This is a genomic window from Rhodococcus sp. IEGM 1306 (assembly GCF_036541985.1).
GTDB lineage: Bacteria > Actinomycetota > Actinomycetes > Mycobacteriales > Mycobacteriaceae > Rhodococcus_F > Rhodococcus_F qingshengii.
Window position 1 is genome coordinate 340,498 of the sequence record NZ_JAZHFF010000003.1, and the last position, 15,911, is coordinate 356,408.

The window sequence follows — 15,911 nt, forward strand, 5'->3', positions numbered from 1 at the left end:
GGTTACTCCGCTCTTTCGTTGGTCAGCAACGGATCCCACAGCCGTCGGGCGAGAACTCCGAACCGAGTCGGTTCCTCGGCCCAGACGAACTCGTCGTCCGACGGCGGGTCCGCGGAAAGCTCCGCAAGTGTTCGAGCTTCTCCGAAAACATAAGCGTTGCTTGGATCGATCATCTCGCCGTACTGCCCGGTCCACTGGGTGTCCGCACCGTTTGTCGCATCGTCGACCGATTCACCGCCAAAGCGTCGGCGCGCGTATTCGGCTGAGGTAGCGGCCCACATCGGCAGCGGGCGATGCAGTCCCCGCTCCCGTAGGTCCACCAATTGCTGCAGGATCTCGATCGCATTGACTGGCGCATCGAGCACCGACCGTGCCGCTGCGATCTTTCCCCGACCCCGTCCGATGGAGACTGCATCGAGCGCTCCGGGTCGTCCGTGCGCTTTCAGAGCGAGCAGGTTGATCCAGGCCGTCATCCGATGTTTAGGCGCCAGTGAGGAATACGACGCCCGCACCACTGAATTGCCGTGCACCCCGGTTACCGTTCCGGTGAGACGATGCCCGTCACCGAGGTCGATGTCCACGTCGACGGCTTCGGAGTCGCCGTCGAAGTGCGGCAAGGCAAGTCCGGCAATCTGATCTACCACCCATTCGACGTTGCCCAGAACCGTGGCGCCCAGGTTGTAAGGCGGCAAAGTACCGCGGCGCCACTCCGCTGCACGGAAATCTGCAGAGTTCCGACCAGCCAAGCGCGAGAGAAGCATTCGATCACCCAGAGCCCAGGTGGACAGTGGATCGAGCTCGGTTGCCAGCGAATCCGCGATGTCGTCGTCGAGTTCCGGTACCCGGACGCCGAGGCGTTGGCGCAGAAAACCACGCGCGGGATGTACGAGGAAGCTCACCAGGTCGGCGAGGTTCACTTCCTTCGGATGCACCTCTGGTAGCTCGGCCGACAGAACTGTCGGCAATTCGACCGGTGTTCCGGAGGCAGCCCTCGCACCGGCCAGCGCTGCCGTGTCGAAGCTGAACGGCTGATCCGGCGAGAAGTTTCGATTGTCGAACGACTGCAACGGATGTCGTGTCAGCACTCCGTTGATCGCTTCCGGACCCACCGTCGCACTGAGTACGTCGAGGAGGCCACTGAGGGGGATCGCCGGCGGTCTGACGACACCGGTGACCGGATCGGCACCGGTATACAACAAGATCAGATGCTCACCCGCAGACATCACGGCGTCGAGAAGCAGTTGCCGGTCTTCACTGCGCAGATCACGCTCCCCCACAACGGGATCACGGGACAAGATGTCGTCGCCGTCGACTCCACCGGTTCGAGGGAACACCTCGTCGTCGAGCCCGATCAGCACGACCACGCGATGCGGCACCGAACGCATCGGAACCATCGTGCACACCGTCAGTTCGCCGGTTCGGAAGTTGGCGCGCGTAGGTCTGCCCGCGAGGCTTCGCGAGAGCATCGCGCGAACATCAGCCAGACGTAACACCGTCTCTCCGCCGAATTCGACAGCAGCTGCCAGTTCGCGGTGAGCCCCTGCGCTCTGCCACGAATCAGCGGGCGCTGTGTCGGTCAGCAGATCCAGGGCCCGCATCAGCACACGAAGCCATTCGGCGGGCGAATGTGGGCCGGCAAGATCGCGAAGCGAGACGGCCAGGCGATCGACGAACTCTGCGAAACGTCCACTCAGGTCGATGTCGGTGCCGTCCACGTCATCGAGTGGCAGCGCGAGATCCAACCAGGCATTTTCCGATTCGTCCGCGCTGACCCCCAACAAGATTCGGTCCATGGCGGTGTTGAAGGTGTTCTGCGGAAATGCGTCGAGACCGAATGTTGCACGCTGCCGACTACCGATTCCCCAGCGAGCACCCGCTTCCGTCGTCCATTCCCGCAGTCTTTCCAACTCGTCGTCGCCCCACGAAAAACGTGTGCGGACAGGCTCGGTCGCGGCAAGGTCGAGAACCTCACTGGCTGTGGCCCGGCCGTCGGCCAGGTCGAGAAGAGAGCCGAGAACAGCCAGGACAGGATTGGTCTGACGTAATCCGCGGTCTGCCAGCCTTACTCGAAGAAGATGCCCGGGGTGGCCATGGACTCCTTGCCCGAACGCTGCACGAACCAAGGGTGCATACGTTTCGACGTCCGGGCACATCACGAGTACGTCGCGCGGCTGCAATGTCGGGTCGTCCTCGAACAATCGGAGCAGACATTCGCGGAGCACCTCGACCTGCCGTGCCGGCCCGTGGCACGCGTGAACCTGTACTGTCCCATCGGGTTCCGCTGAAACGCTGGGAGCACGATCGGCGATGACATCGGCTTTGACCGTCGCCAGGAGGGATTTCGGGCCGGCTGGTTCGGGAAGATGCACCGTCTCGAACTCGACGGCACCGAGGCTGATCTGAAGTTCACGAACGTCGCGAGCGAGGCTCGACAGCAACGGATTGGCGGATATCAGCGCCGACCCGTCTTCCGAACGTCGGATGGTGCTCTCGCTTCGAGGTTGCATGCGCGAGCTCATCGTGGCCCACAGCGCGGGGCTGGGGTGCGGAAGCCAGATGTGCACGTCCCGATTCGCGCTGAGTGCGCTCAAGATCATTCGCTGATCGACCGGCAGCCGTGTCGGCCCGAAGACCGACAGACGTTCCGGCAGGTCGACCAAGGCCGGGTCCTCGACCAGCGCGCTGCTCACGTGCCCCAGTCGCTCTGCCGGCCCCGGAACGTCGATCTTGTCCGCGACGATGCACCACAGGCGTGCCTGCCATTCGAAATCCTCCGACAGTGCCGATCCGTGTCCGTCGGTCAACCGCCCGGCGGCCCAGTCGATCAGCATCTGTGGGCGTTGCGCGGCGTAACTGCGGAAGAGTTCGGTGACGTGCGTAGCGGAGGCAAACCGTCGACCTTCACGATGTCCTTCGAGATGCTTCGCCAGGACTCCGCACCAGGGCTCGCCGAGGGACTCGTCGATCACATCGAGAACCGTCCACACCAATCGCGTCGGCGACCATGGGTCGTCGTCAGCCGTGATTCCACTGACCGCGGCCACGGACTCCGCGACCAGGCGCGCGGGTGAAGGAAACGCGATGTTCGCAGAAATTCCGTCCACTGCTGACGGCCCGGACGTGCCTAGCTGGGAGGACAGCCGCTGATTGAGCCAACGCTCGACGCCCTTGGCCGGCACCGCAACAGTTTCTCGGGCGAAGGGATCCGACAGCGGTGTACGGAGGAGCTTGGCCAACGCCGAGACCAAGGTGTCCGAACGCTCGGCCCGGTACAACTTCAGCAATCTTCGCTCCCCTCACTCCGTCCAAACGTCCATCTCACCACGGCGCTGTGACAGGAGACGCCGAACCAGCCTCACGCAGCGGTGACGCGCAGGCAACATGACCGCAACCGGACGTTCGTACTGTGCGGGAATGACCAGTCCCGTCACCACACCTCGCCCCGCTGGAACCGGTCTCGACATCTCCGGCCTCGGCAAGACCTTCGAGATGGGTCGTCGGTCGGTGACCGCGCTGACCGACGTGTCCCTTCAAACCAGCGAAGGCTCCTTTCTGTCTCTGCTCGGGCCGTCCGGATGCGGGAAGTCCACCGTTCTCCGCATCCTTGCCGGCCTCGATACTCCGACGTCGGGAACAGCACTTGTCAACGGACAGTCGCCCGCCGAGTTACGCAAGCGCCGCGAACTCGGAATCGCCTTCCAGGATTCGGCTTTGCTGCCGTGGCGAACAGTGGCCTCCAACATCAAACTGCCGCTGCAGGTTGCCGGCATCGATCCCGACCCCGAGCTGATAGCCGATCTGATCGCGCTCGTCGGCCTCGAAGGATTCGAGAAAGCCAAGCCCGCCCAATTGTCCGGCGGTATGCGTCAGCGTGTGTCGATCGCACGATCGCTCGTGGTCAAGCCGAGTGTCCTGCTACTCGACGAGCCTTTCGGCGCACTGGACGATATGACCAGGCAACGGCTCAACATCGAATTGCTCAGAATCTGGACCGAGAAACCGGCGACCACATTGATGGTGACGCACGGTATCGCCGAGGCTGTGTTCCTCTCCGACGTCGTCGCCGTCATGACGCCGCGGCCCGGACGCGTCCTCGAAGTCGTGCCGATCGACCTGCCGCGCCCACGGACACCCGAGATGATGCGGACACCTGAGTTCCACGAGATCCACGGCTACCTCTCCGGCCTGCTCTTCGGAAAAGCAGGCGTCGCATGACCATTACCGATATCGAGAACGTCGCGACCGCGGCGGCGCAGCCATCAGCGCCGCGCCGGATCCGATTGAAGCGTCCGACGTGGTTCGGCGGTGCAGTCGGTATCTGCGGACTGATCGCACTCTGGTGGATTCTCGCGGCGGCCGGTGTTGCGGGAGGCACGATTCCGACGCCGTGGGTGGTTGTGTCGACGATGTTCGACGACGGCTGGTCACTGTACGGACCCAATTTCACCGTCACGGCTTCCGGTGCGCTGCAGGGCTTTATCTGGGGAAATCTGCTGGCGATCACGCTTGCCGTGCTGGTCGTTCTCATTCCGCCTATCGAGGGATTGGCCACACAATTGGCGATCCTGAGTTACTGCACACCGCTGTTGGCGCTCGGCCCGATCATCCTGGTCGTCTTCGGCGGCCGGACCCCCACAATCTTCCTCGCCGCGATGTACTGCTTCTTCACCACGATGGTCGGCACACTCGCAGGCCTGAGATCGGCAGACAAGACGAGCCTCGATCTCGTCGCCGCCTACAGCGGTGGGCGTTGGCAGAAGTTCACCAAAGTTCAACTGGTGAGCGCACTTCCGAGTACCTTTGCCGCTCTCAAGATTGCCGCACCTTCCGCTGTACTCGGCGCTATCCTCGGTGAGTATCTCGGCGGGGTGGACAGCGGGATCGGCGTCGCACTCACAGCCGCTCAGACGTCGTACAACGTCCCGCGAACGTGGGGAATGGCCATCGCCGCCGCCTTGCTCGCCGGCCTGGGATATGCCGTCGTCGCAGCGATCGCCCGGCTCGTCACCCCGTGGACAAGCGCTCCGGGAGCACGGAAATGACCGCGGTCCGAGGAACATTGAGATTCCTCGCTCCGATTGCCATCGCCTCGGCCCTGTTGCTTGTCATCTGGGCGGTCTTCCTCAATGCCTTCCCCCAGGTGGGTCCGCGTGTGGGAAAGACGCCGGCCGACGTCTGGGAGTATTTGTTCTCCGGCCCTAAATCTGCTGACGCTCGTTCGGGCATCATCGACAATCTGTTCATCACTCTGCGCGACGCCGGTGTCGGCTTTGCCGTCGGAATGACTGCCGCGCTCATGGTGGCATCGATCTTCGTCGTTTCCCGCACTGTCGAACAGACTTTCATGCCCGTTGCAATGCTTCTACGATCTGTTCCTCTCGTTGCGATGACCCCGATCATCGTCCTGATATTCGGCCGCGGAATCGTGGGTGTGACGGTCATGGTTGCGATAGTGGTGTTCTTCCCGGCGCTGGTCATGATCATGGTCGGTCTACGTGCCGCTCCAGTTCAGGCGCAAGATCTCATAGCTGCGTACGGCGGGAGTCGTTGGACCGCATTGCGAATGGTGTCCGTACCGTCCGCACTTCCGGCGGTGTTCGCCGCCGCTAGGGTGTCAGTGCCCGGCGCTTTGATCGGAGCACTGATCGGCGAATGGCTCGGTAGCGGTCAAGGCTTGGGTTCGAGCATGATCAAAGCCATTCCGCGCTATCAGTACAACGAACTGTGGGCATCTATCGTGGTGATCACCGTGGTGTCGATCATCCTCTACGCCGTGGTCGGAATCTTCGAAAACATCGCCCTGTCTCGTTTCGGGCCTTCTGCCGGCAAGTCGTGACATCTGTTAACACGACCTCAACAAACTCTGTCTCCCAAGCAAACTGAACGAAACCGACTGGCCCTAGTGTTCCGATTCATGACGCCATTCAAGCCCGTCCGCCAGCTGGACCGCAGGGCCTTCTTCCGATACTCCGCGCTGACCGGCATCGCAGTCGCCGGTAGCGCGTCATTGCTCGCGTGTAGCAGTGACTCCAGCAGTTCGAGTGGCAGAACCTCGGACGACGGTTCCGAATTCGGAACAGTTGCAGTGCAGTTGTCCTGGATCAAGAACATCGAGTTCGCCGGCGAGTACTTCGCTCTCGACAAGGGCTACTACAAGGAGGCCGGGTTCGGAAATGTCGACCTGGTGGCAGGTGGCGCAGCCGGTACCGGCGTCGAAGCCGGCTTGGACACCGGCAAGGTCTGGATCGGAATGTCCGCACCGCAGCTCACAGCCCCCGCTGTGCTCGACGGGCTGGACGCAAAGATCGTCGGTGCGACATTCCAGAAGAACCCGTTTGCAATTGTCAGTTCTGCTGCGGCACCGATCAACTCGCCGCAGGACATGATCGGCAAGAAGATCGGCGTCCAGGATTCCAATCAGCTCGTCTTCGGAGCTCTCCTGGCAGCAAACGGCCTGACCGAAAGCCAGATGACGATCGTGCCCGCGCAGTTCGATCCGAGCCCCTTGGCGAACGGCGAGGTGGACGGTTGGGTCTCCTACGTCACCAACGAGCCGATCACGCTGGCCGCTAAAGGTTTCCCCAACGCCCACTTCCTCTTCGCGGACTACAACCTGCCGTTGGTCGCCGAATCGTTCACGGTTCTCCAGTCCACCATCGACAACGAGAGGGACAAGCTCAAGGCATTCCTGAAGGCCGAGATCCAGGGCTGGAAGGATGCGGTCGCCGATCCGGCAGAGTCGGCACGGCTCGCCGTCGAGGTCTACGGCAAGGACCAGAACCTGGAACTCGACGAACAGATCAAGGAAGCCACCGCACAGAACGATCTTGTGGTGTCGGCAGATACCAAAGCGAACGGGTTGTTCACGATGACACCCCAACTGATCGAACAGAACATCGCAGCGCTGTCGAAAGCGGGACTGGAGATCACGGCGGATCAACTGTTCGACATGTCGATCCTCGAAGAGGTGTACGCCGAGAATCCAGATCTCATCTGACGGTGCCGGTCAGTTCAGATGCGTGTCCGAGGGAGTCGGCCTGCGGGTGCGCCCGCTCCCGTCGGCGTCGAGGTCGAACCGTGACGGAGACCTCGCGTTTCATCCGGAGGCATGCTGCCACCGGAGATGCCCGATGATGACGGTGGCGGCAGTGAGCATTGCCGCGAGGTAGACCGGGACGGCGATGTGTGTCTTCATCAACAGAGCCCCCGTGACAGCGCCGGCGAAGATCAAAAGGACTGCCCACAACCTGCGGTTGACCAGACGGGCAAATCCTTTGTGGAGGAATGATTCGCCCGCCAGCGCAGTGATCGTCGAGGTGACGACGACGGTGGTCATGTCCTTCACCGCCAGGAATCGCGCGGTGCAGGCTTGAGCCCCCATTTGCACGGCGATGATGCAAGCAATGGCGACTCCGAGTGTCGAGTTGCCCTCGACCGGGAAGACGAGCAGGGCGGTGCCGGCCGCCACCAACACCACAACGCCGACACTGAGCACCATGGTGACCGGCGAACTCCACCCCGGTGAGCATCGACGCAGAACAACGCCGCTGAGCGCAGCCCCCAGCATGAAAGCAGCCAACGCCAACAGTGGACCCACGACTGGCAGGCTGTCCTCGCCCGCGACGCCCATTCCGAGGATCACGATGTTGCCGGTCATATTGCCGGTGAAAATCCGGTCCAACCCGAGGTAGCCGACTGCGTCGAGCAGCCCGGTCACGAACGTCAGCACCATCATGAGCCACAGCTGCAAATACTGATGTGAGACCGTCCAAGCAGTCCGGCCGATCGGGAGCGACGCCGAGTCGTTCGGATCGGTGCTGGAGGTGGTCGTATCGGTAATACTCACTCGAACACCAGCGCTGCCCCGTCGCTGCGCGGATCGGCCCCGGCGTCCAGGGCGCCGTCGGCGGTCACGCGGGCAACCATGGAGTGCCCGGCATTGCTGTCGAGTTTGTGCCCCGTGGTGACGGTGAGTGTGGACCGGTTGATCTGTTCGACCGCAGTCTGTTCGAGAGTGGGCTCGATGAGCACCTTGTCGTTGGTTGTGCCTGCCTCTAGGCCGCCGACGATGAACCGAGGCGCCGACACCGTTGCCTGCGCGCTCAGTCCACTCAACGCACGCAGAATCAGTTGGGTGTGGATCTGCGATTGCGCTTTCCCTCCCATGGTTCCGTGTGCGGCGACGGTGCCGTCGTCAAAGGTCGCTATGACCGGTACGAGGGTGTGCGCGGGTCGTTTACCCACCTCGACGTGATTGGGTGAGTTGGTGTCGAGAGTGAAGAATGCGGCGCGATTGTGCAGCACCAGCCCGGTATCAGGTTCGAGCAGTTGCGAGCCGAAAGAATGGAATACCGACTGGATCAGCGACACGGCGGTGCCATCGCGCGAGACAGCCGCGATTCCCACAGTGTCGCCGCCGGGGCGCGGAGTTGCCGCTGAGACCAAGCGGGGTGCCCCTGCAAGCCGTGCAGCGGCCTGGGCGAACGCCGCCGTGTCACTGCTCACGGTGAGCAGTTCGTCGATATCGACGTGTGCGTGGCGCGGGTCGGCCAGGTAAGTGTCTCGGTGTTCGTCGGAGTCGTAGAAGATTTCGGCGAGCACTCCGGCATCGATCGAAGTCGGGCTCGGGCTGCCGACCAAGGCGGCACCGAGAGACCGCAGCAGGGTGTAGCCCTGCGAGTTCGGCGGCGCGGTGGACACGGAGAATCCCGCGAAGTCTCTAACCAAGGGTGGTTCGATGGTGGGGTGGTGCCGGTACAGGTCGTCGCGGGTAACGGGTACGCCCAGTTTCTGCAGCCCGGATGCCACGCGGGCGGCGGTGCGGCCGCGGTAAAACGAATCGAGCCCGTCCTGGGCCAGATCGCGCAGCGTGCGAGCCAGTTCGGGTTGCAACAGCAAGTGGCCTGCCGGGACAGGACGTCCATCGTCGAGGAAGAACTTCGCGCGCATTCCCGGATCGGCCCATAGACTTTCACGCTCGATCTCGATGGACTCCGCGAGACCGGGACTGACCGGGACGCCCTCTTCTGCCAGCTTGATCGCCGGTGCCAACACCGTGGATGCGGGCAGAGAGCCACCCGTATCGAGAAGCGCCGTCCATCCGGATACCGCGCCCGGCACCGACACCGTCAGTGGACCGCTGATCGGCATCGATGTCATCGACTCGAACAATTCGGTGACCGGGGATCCGGAGCCGTATGCACCTGAGGCGTTGATGCAGATCTGTGTACCGTCCGGGCGGCGCAGGACCGCGATCACGTCACCGCCGACGCTGCACATGTGTGGGTACACCACGGTCAGCGCGGCAGCGGCGGCCACCGCCGCGTCGACGGCGTTGCCACCCGCTTCGAGAACGGTGCGAGCAGCATCGATTGCGGCGCCGTGGGGTGCGGCGATTGCAACGTGGTGAGTACCACTTGGACGATCGGACATTTTGTCATCTCCTGGTTTAGATCCCCGGCTCGGGCCGGGGTGGAACAGCAATTTATGCGCGGTACTTGCCGACGGCAGGTGCGAGGGAAAGGTCAGTGCACCCGTGCAATCGCAATTCGATAACCGCCGTAGAGAGCAGCCGCGACGAGGACAGATACGAGCGCGGTCACACTGAAGAAGACGAATTCGGTTGCCGGGTCGTACGTTTGGGCGAGCAGGCCGGCGAGAGTCGATCCTCCGGCCATGGTGAGAAAGTACAGCGCCGTCATCTCCGCCTTGTGCGCCCGCGGAGCCAGCTGCGCGGTGGCCGACAGTACCGAGGGAACGACCGCGATCTCTCCCGCTGCGAACAGGAACATCGCAACGAGAACGACGATCACCGAGTTCGTCGCCCCGGTAGATCCGGCCAGCACGGCGAAAACTGCCATCGCGGCGGCAAGTAGGGCGATCCCCCCGAACACCTTTGCGCCGGGGTTGGGCTGCCGGTCACCGAGCTTGGTCCACGACAGCGCGTAGAGCGGCGCGAGTACGGTCGCGAACAAACCCTCGAGGGTGATGATCAACGCAGCGGGCATCGTTACCGATCCCACAGTCAGGTCAACTCGAGTATCCACATACACGGCCAGCGTGGTGAACAGCTGAAACAGCAAAGTCCAGAACAGCAGACTGCTCAGAAACATCGGAATGTAGGCGACGATTCGTCCACGTTCCACGTCTTCGGTCTTCCGGGACGAAGGCAGCTTCGCGAAATAGGCGAGACTGGCGATGACGATGACGACCGTCAAGACTGTGCTGATGTTGTCCAGGTTCAGGGCCCCGCTGAACACGGCCACCGCGATCGCGGCCGCAGGAGCAACTGCCAGTGCTACGGCCATCGCCCAGCGAGAGCGTGGCAGTGGGTTCGGAACCGTTCGCGTTGCGGCCGGCAATCTCCCGTAGCCGGCAAGGTACTGAGCCAGTCCGCACAACATTCCGACCGCCGCTGCACCGAAGGCGAGGTGGAAGCCTACGGAACTCTGCAACACCCCGGTCAGCACTGGCCCGAGGAACGCACCTAGCGAAATGCCCATGTAATAGAGCGAATACCCGGCGTCACGCCGTTGGTCGTCGTCCGCGTACAGCATGCCGACCATGGCGGTCACGTTTACTTTCAGCCCGCCGGTACCGGCCACGATGAGGATCAACCCCGCTGCCACCCCGGCGACCGCTGGAACCAGTGCCAGGACGAGGTGGCCGAGAAGGATCAAGACGGCCGAGTAGAGAACGACGGTCCGCGGGGCTACCAATCGGTCAGCGATCCAGGCACCCACCATCTGTGACACGTAGATCGCACCGCCGTAGGAACCGGCTACGCCGACAGCCACATTGACATCGAGACCAAGCCCGCCGTCAGTGAGCGAGTAGTAGAGGTAATAAGCAAGAATCACCTGCAACCCGTAAAAACTGAATCTTTCCCACAGCTCGGTTCCGGCCAGGGTGACCAAACTGCGGGGGTGGGACATAAGCGTCGATTTAGGAGCTGTCGAACTCTCCGGAGCGACTGGTATCTGGACTGCTTCGTCCATCGTCATCGTTGTCCCTTTCCATAACTATGTCCTGCCGCGCCGGCACTGCGATCGGGTGGCGGACTCAGCGGGGGCGATAGTTTGTAGGCAGCTCCGCCGCTCGCGAGTGATTCAGATCATAAGGACTGGTAGGACCAGATAGTCAAGGAGAATGAGGAGATTTATCGGCTCTATCATCAATAACCTGGAGAAACGCAGCACCACTGGTATTTTGGTGGGACCAGACGGAGAGGCGGGTCGAAGTGACAGCATGGTCCGAGATCGATATCACCGGCGCTTCGGTGCCCGAACGCCTGAGCGGGCGTATCGCCCAACTGATCGACAGTGGCCGAGTTGGACCGGGATCTAAACTTCCCAGCGAACGGGAGCTGATGACTATGCTCGGCGCCTCACGGAACTCGATACGCCACGCGCTACAAGACCTGGAGCTGCGTGGCTACGTAACGCGGAAGCCGCGGGCGGGGCGGATCGTCGCCCCCGTGGAAATGCGGGCGCTCGCCGAGGGCAGCATTTTCGGCGTGATGAGTAGCGATCAGAGAACGGTTCGCGAAGTAATGGATCTTCGGTCCGTCGTCGAGCCGCCGATCGCCGAACGCGCGGCGGTGCGCCATCGACCGTCCGAAATCGAAGTACTACGTGAGCCCCTGGAAACCTCCGAACGCGAACTCTCACGGACACCGCCCTCACTGCAGGTACTCCAGGTCTGCGACGTTCAGTTCCACCTCGCAATCGCCAGATTGGCCCACAACCCCATGCTCCGGAAGCTCGTGAACGAGACAAACGAATGGATGGCGCCGTCACGGCAAACCATGTTCCAAACCGAGCAACGCATGCAGCAATCAGTAAATGCGCATCGGAAAATTTTCCACGCCATCGTGGACCGAGATCCCGCACGCGCCAGGAAGGCCATGCAAGACCACCTTGTAGACGTCCTCCGGACGATCGAACCACTTGCAGGCTGAGTGACGCGCCCGTGAATCTCAGTTTCACTGCACTGGCCGTGCCTGTTCGGCATCTAGATCACACAGCGGACAGTGGGCGATGGCAGGGCGGTAGAAGCTGTTCCGTCGCTTGCGATTTGGCTGAATACGAACAGCCAACCGTCATCCACGTCTAATCCGACCCCATTGCTTTCGTCTCGAAACCGCTCCTGTTGGTCATACCGCCACAGCGCCTGGCGCTACTGGCCGAAAGTGAACCTGAGCGCCTCGATATCGAATCGGATGACGGCGTCGGGGCGATCCGGCCAGATCGACGACCAGATCACCAGCTCCGGTTCTTCAGCCCTGACGATCTGCGCGCAGGCGGCGGCTGGCTCCGGCGCCTCGTCGCGACTCGCTGCATGGCTCGAGCGTAACCGCCCCTAGGAGACACACCTCTACCTTCACCGTGCTGGATCCACGAAAACTGGGATAAACCGGGCATCGACGGAGGACACTCAGGAGCACATCCGTCTGGGAGGGCCGCTCATGCGTAAACGCCATCAGGTTCTGCTTGCAGTGTCCGCAGCGATCGGGCTGTCTCTGACGCCGATCAATGCGTCGGCAACACCGAGCACAGGGGTGCACGGTGAAATCCTCGGGCAGGCGACTTTCGACGGCAAGGATTACATCCTGCGCCAGATCACCATCGACCCCGGTGGTTCCACCGGTTGGCACTTCCACGACGGGACGCTCTACGCACTGATCGCGCAGGGCACGCTGAGCCACTACCGATCCGATTGCTCCGTCGACGGGATATACAGCGCTGGAAATACGTTGATCGAACCCAGCGGTTCTGATCATGTGCACATCGGAAACAACTCTCAGACAACACCATTGGTGCTCGAGGTCATTTACGTCAATCCGACGGGTAGCCCCCTCTCCGAGGATGCTGCGCCGCCCAACTGCCAACTACCCGGCTGACGGGGCAGAAGAGGTAAACCGCACCGGCATCGATTCGAGTCCGGACACGAAGTTGGCGGCACGCCGCGGCAACGGCGCGTCGGTGGCAAGTTCCAGGTCCGGCAGCCTGGCGAACAGTTGCTCGAACATGATTCTTCCCTCGAGCCTGGCCAGCTGATTGCCCAGACAGAAGTGAGTTCCGAAGCCGAAGGCCACGTGTGGGTTCGGTGTGCGGCCGATATCGAACTGTTCGGCGTTGACGAACACGGATTCGTCGAAATTTGCAGACTCGAAGAGCAGCAGCATTTTCTCGCCTGCCTTCAGCTGCGCACCGAAGAAATCGGTATCACGTGTCAGGGTTCGAGCCATGTTCTTGATCGGCGACGACCACCGCAGCATCTCTTCCATCGCCAGAGGAATGGCATCGGGATCGTCGACCAGTTCCCGATGCTGGTCCGCATGACGCAGCAGCTGTTCCATGCCACCGCTCAGGACGTGCCGCGTGGTCTCGTCACCGCCGATGAGAATCAGTAGGGACTCGTTGACGATTTCCTGATCGGAGAGAGCCTCACCGTCGACCTCACTGTGTATCAACGTGCTCACCAAATCGTCGGCCGGCTCGCTCCTCCGCTCGGCGATGGCTCGCATCATGTACGCGGTGAAGTCGACATACGCAGTCATCATGGCTTGCAGCTGCTCCGGGGAAGCGTTGCTTCCCAGTGCTTTCACCAGATCGTCCGACCACCGCAAAAACAACGCGCGTTCTTCCGGACGGACACCCAACATGTCGCCGATGACGGCCATAGGCAGCGGTGCCGCCAAGTCTGCGACGAAGTCGGCTTCTCCTTTCTCACAGACGGCGTCGATCAGTTGATCGCAGATCTCCCGGATACGGACGGCCTTGGCTTCGACCTTCTTACGTGTGAAACCCGCGTTGACCAAGCGTCGACGCGTGAGGTGCTGCGGGTCGTCCATGTCGATCATCTGCGGCAACGGACCCGTTTCGGGGCGGATGCCACCGGCGTTGGAGAACAGTTCGGGATCCCGCTCGGCTGCGACGACGGCGTCGTAGCTCGCGGCCGCGGTGATTCCGTTGGCGTCGTCTCGGTACACGGGCTCGTGATCACGCATCCAGGCGTACGCGTCGCGCACATTCCCGAGGTCTCCGCTGTAGAAGCGTCCGTCGATCAAATCGACGGTCGGTCTGGTAGCCATCACTCCACCTCTCGCACAACCCTTGCCTCAATAAGTAGAACCTGTTCCTATATAGCGTGGGGCGTTTTCACCGAAGCCGAACCGGAAAACCTCCAGAAGCAGCACGCGCGCCCGCCGGAGCAACGACCAGGAGACACGCATGGACGACGACACCGCCTCAGCGGGCATACCCACTTTCACCGGCAGATCGATACTGGTGACCGGCGGCGGTAGTGGCATCGGCCTGGGCATCGCTCGTTCGCTGGTTGCGGCCGGCGCTCACGTGACGATCTGCGGACGCAACAAAGTGAAACTGGATGCTGCTGCCGAATCGATCCGGCAGTCGAATCCGGCAGGATCGGTCGGCGTCTCCTCCGCCGACGTCACGATCGAGGCAGACGTCGTCGCCGCTGTCGCCGCGGCGGTCTCCGTCACCGGAAAGCTCGACGGAGTGGTGGCCTGCGCCGGTGGGAACGAAACCATCGCCCCGGTCACGCAACTCGACGTCGACGCGTGGCGCCGCACCGTCGACCTCAACGTCACAGGGACCATGCTGACGATCAAGCACGGCGCCCGGGCACTGGTGGCAGGAGGCGGCGGATCCATCGTCGCGATCTCGTCGATCGCCAGCAGCAACACACATCGCTGGTTCGGCGCATACGGCGTCTCGAAGTCCGGCGTGGACCACCTGGTGCGGTTGGCGGCAGACGAACTGGGCGCCAGCAACATTCGTGTCAACGCGATTCGGCCGGGGTTGACCCGAACGGATCTGGTCGCGCTCATCACCGACGGTGGCCCCATCCTCGACGACTACCTGGCCAACACTCCACTCGAACGCGTCGGTGAAGTCGAGGACGTCGCCGGTCTCGCTTCCTTCCTCCTCGGACCGCAATCCACCTGGATCACCGGGCAGATCATCAACGTCGACGGAGGCCAAATGCTGCGCCGCGGACCGGATTTCCGCTCGATGCTCGAACCCGTCTACGGCTCCGACGGACTCCGCGGGGTGGTCGCGCCATGAGCTACACGATTCTGGGCAAGAAGGTCGAGATGCCGGTCGAAGTTCGCACCGCGTCGGCCTTCATGGCGCTGTACTCGGTACCCAGCGCAACCGCGCAGTCGATCATCGACTACACCGGCTTGACGGTGCTCCAGTACCGGCCCGGTCGGGCGCTGTGCGGGTTGGTTTTCGTCGACTACATCGACGGAGATCTGGGCCCGTACAACGAATTCGGAGTGACGTACATGGTGCGCAGCCACACTGCGCCTCCCGAAACCTCGGTGCTGGGAGATCTACGTTCACTCGCTGCGGGAACTGCGGGGGCGCTCATTCACGAGTTGCCGGTGGACGGCGAATTCACCAAGGCCGCCGGCCGGGAAATCTGGGGATTCCCGAAGGTGCTTGCCGAATTCGACACCGAGCACGTCGGCTCGGTCAAGCGCGGATCCGTCTCGCGCGACGGCAAACTCATCACACAGTTGAGTGTGAAATCCGGCGTCAGCGTGCCGGGCGGCGGAGCCAACATGTCGTTGACCGCGTACTCACATCTCGACGGCGTCACCAGGTGCACGTCGTGGGACATGGCGCCGACCGGCGTCAAATCGCGACCTGGTGGAGCCGAGGTGCAGCTGGGCAGTCACCCGATGGCGGCGGAGCTTCGGAAACTCGGACTCCCCCGCCGGGCCTTGATGACCACGACCATCAAGAACCTGGCGATGACGTTCGGGGAGGCGACAGCGATCTGAGTGTCAGCCGACGGCACCCCTTTCGGTCACGTGTGACTCGGGCTACACTCCTGGACGGTTGACCAACTCGCGTCAGACCGCCCGAAAGGAC

Annotated in this window: 13 protein-coding genes; 8 read left to right on the forward strand and 5 right to left on the reverse strand. The window is 62.4% G+C overall.

What is annotated here, in order from left to right:
* Window positions 1–2: 2 nt before the first annotated feature.
* Window positions 3–3,284 carry an exodeoxyribonuclease V subunit gamma gene (recC, locus tag V3587_RS11125; RefSeq protein ID WP_283376556.1) on the reverse strand — a complete coding sequence of 1,094 codons (3,282 nt, stop codon included), beginning with the start codon at window positions 3,282–3,284 and terminating at the stop codon, window positions 3–5.
* Window positions 3,285–3,381: 97 nt separating this feature from the next.
* Here recC and V3587_RS11130 point away from each other — a divergent pair, with 97 nt between their 5' ends.
* The 4 genes from V3587_RS11130 to V3587_RS11145 all read left to right on the forward strand — a co-directional run bounded on the left by V3587_RS11130 (window position 3,382) and on the right by V3587_RS11145 (window position 6,997).
* Complete coding sequence (locus V3587_RS11130; protein ID WP_283376555.1) at window positions 3,382–4,215, forward strand: ABC transporter ATP-binding protein; 834 nt, start codon at window positions 3,382–3,384, stop codon at window positions 4,213–4,215.
* The gene (locus V3587_RS11135; RefSeq protein ID WP_283376554.1) at window positions 4,212–5,042 is read left to right on the forward strand and encodes an ABC transporter permease; all 831 of its coding nucleotides are present in this window, start codon (window positions 4,212–4,214) and stop codon (window positions 5,040–5,042) included. The genes V3587_RS11130 and V3587_RS11135 overlap by 4 nt, the downstream gene beginning before the upstream one ends.
* Entirely contained in the window at window positions 5,039–5,836 is a 798-nt protein-coding gene (locus V3587_RS11140; RefSeq protein WP_283376553.1) for an ABC transporter permease, read from the forward strand. The genes V3587_RS11135 and V3587_RS11140 overlap by 4 nt, the downstream gene beginning before the upstream one ends.
* A gap of 78 nt (window positions 5,837–5,914) precedes the next feature.
* Window positions 5,915–6,997 carry an ABC transporter substrate-binding protein gene (locus tag V3587_RS11145; protein WP_283376552.1) on the forward strand — a complete coding sequence of 361 codons (1,083 nt, stop codon included), beginning with the start codon at window positions 5,915–5,917 and terminating at the stop codon, window positions 6,995–6,997.
* A gap of 99 nt (window positions 6,998–7,096) precedes the next feature.
* Here the strand turns inward: V3587_RS11145 and V3587_RS11150 are convergent, their stop codons facing one another.
* The 3 genes from V3587_RS11150 to V3587_RS11160 form a co-directional block, all read right to left on the reverse strand.
* Complete coding sequence (locus V3587_RS11150) at window positions 7,097–7,846, reverse strand: YoaK family protein (protein WP_283376551.1); 750 nt, start codon at window positions 7,844–7,846, stop codon at window positions 7,097–7,099.
* Window positions 7,843–9,432 carry a gamma-glutamyltransferase family protein gene (locus tag V3587_RS11155; protein WP_283376550.1) on the reverse strand — a complete coding sequence of 530 codons (1,590 nt, stop codon included), beginning with the start codon at window positions 9,430–9,432 and terminating at the stop codon, window positions 7,843–7,845. Before V3587_RS11155 ends, V3587_RS11150 begins: the two co-directional genes overlap by 4 nt.
* A 92-nt stretch (window positions 9,433–9,524) precedes the next feature.
* Window positions 9,525–10,934, reverse strand: a complete 1,410-nt coding sequence (locus V3587_RS11160; protein WP_283376549.1) for a peptide MFS transporter — start codon at window positions 10,932–10,934, stop codon at window positions 9,525–9,527.
* A gap of 305 nt (window positions 10,935–11,239) precedes the next feature.
* On the opposite strand from V3587_RS11160, the gene V3587_RS11165 reads away from it, so the two are divergent.
* Both V3587_RS11165 and V3587_RS11170 read left to right on the forward strand, forming a co-directional pair.
* Window positions 11,240–11,959, forward strand: coding sequence for a FadR/GntR family transcriptional regulator (locus V3587_RS11165; protein ID WP_283376548.1), 720 nt, complete (start codon window positions 11,240–11,242; stop codon window positions 11,957–11,959).
* 507 nt (window positions 11,960–12,466) lie between these two features.
* Window positions 12,467–12,901 (forward strand): cupin, encoded by a 435-nt coding sequence (locus V3587_RS11170; protein WP_283376547.1) that lies wholly within the window; start codon window positions 12,467–12,469, stop codon window positions 12,899–12,901.
* On the opposite strand, the gene V3587_RS11175 is transcribed toward V3587_RS11170, so the two are convergent.
* Complete coding sequence (locus tag V3587_RS11175; protein ID WP_283376546.1) at window positions 12,890–14,095, reverse strand: cytochrome P450; 1,206 nt, start codon at window positions 14,093–14,095, stop codon at window positions 12,890–12,892. The two genes, V3587_RS11170 and V3587_RS11175, sit on opposite strands and share 12 nt — an antisense overlap.
* A 139-nt stretch (window positions 14,096–14,234) precedes the next feature.
* Here V3587_RS11175 and V3587_RS11180 point away from each other — a divergent pair, with 139 nt between their 5' ends.
* Together V3587_RS11180 and V3587_RS11185 are read left to right on the forward strand one after the other, a co-directional pair.
* Entirely contained in the window at window positions 14,235–15,095 is an 861-nt protein-coding gene (locus V3587_RS11180) for an SDR family oxidoreductase (protein WP_283376545.1), read from the forward strand.
* A complete protein-coding gene (locus V3587_RS11185) occupies window positions 15,092–15,820 on the forward strand; it encodes an acetoacetate decarboxylase family protein (protein WP_283376544.1) in 729 nt (242 codons plus the stop codon). The genes V3587_RS11180 and V3587_RS11185 overlap by 4 nt, the downstream gene beginning before the upstream one ends.
* The last annotated feature ends 91 nt before the right edge of the window (window positions 15,821–15,911 follow it).

Excerpts from the sequence above, each read along its gene's own strand:
- V3587_RS11130 (WP_283376555.1), top strand. The coding sequence starts at position 3,382 with ATGACCGCAACCGGACGTTCGTACTGTGCGGGAATGACCAGTCCCGTC.
- V3587_RS11135 (WP_283376554.1), top strand. The coding sequence starts at position 4,212 with ATGACCATTACCGATATCGAGAACGTCGCGACCGCGGCGGCGCAGCCA.
- V3587_RS11140 (WP_283376553.1), top strand. The coding sequence starts at position 5,039 with ATGACCGCGGTCCGAGGAACATTGAGATTCCTCGCTCCGATTGCCATC.
- V3587_RS11145 (WP_283376552.1), top strand. The coding sequence starts at position 5,915 with ATGACGCCATTCAAGCCCGTCCGCCAGCTGGACCGCAGGGCCTTCTTC.
- V3587_RS11155 (WP_283376550.1), bottom strand. The coding sequence starts at position 9,432 with ATGTCCGATCGTCCAAGTGGTACTCACCACGTTGCAATCGCCGCACCC.
- V3587_RS11160 (WP_283376549.1), bottom strand. The coding sequence starts at position 10,934 with ATGTCCCACCCCCGCAGTTTGGTCACCCTGGCCGGAACCGAGCTGTGG.
- V3587_RS11170 (WP_283376547.1), top strand. The coding sequence starts at position 12,467 with ATGCGTAAACGCCATCAGGTTCTGCTTGCAGTGTCCGCAGCGATCGGG.
- V3587_RS11175 (WP_283376546.1), bottom strand. The coding sequence starts at position 14,095 with ATGGCTACCAGACCGACCGTCGATTTGATCGACGGACGCTTCTACAGC.
- V3587_RS11180 (WP_283376545.1), top strand. The coding sequence starts at position 14,235 with ATGGACGACGACACCGCCTCAGCGGGCATACCCACTTTCACCGGCAGA.
- V3587_RS11185 (WP_283376544.1), top strand. The coding sequence starts at position 15,092 with ATGAGCTACACGATTCTGGGCAAGAAGGTCGAGATGCCGGTCGAAGTT.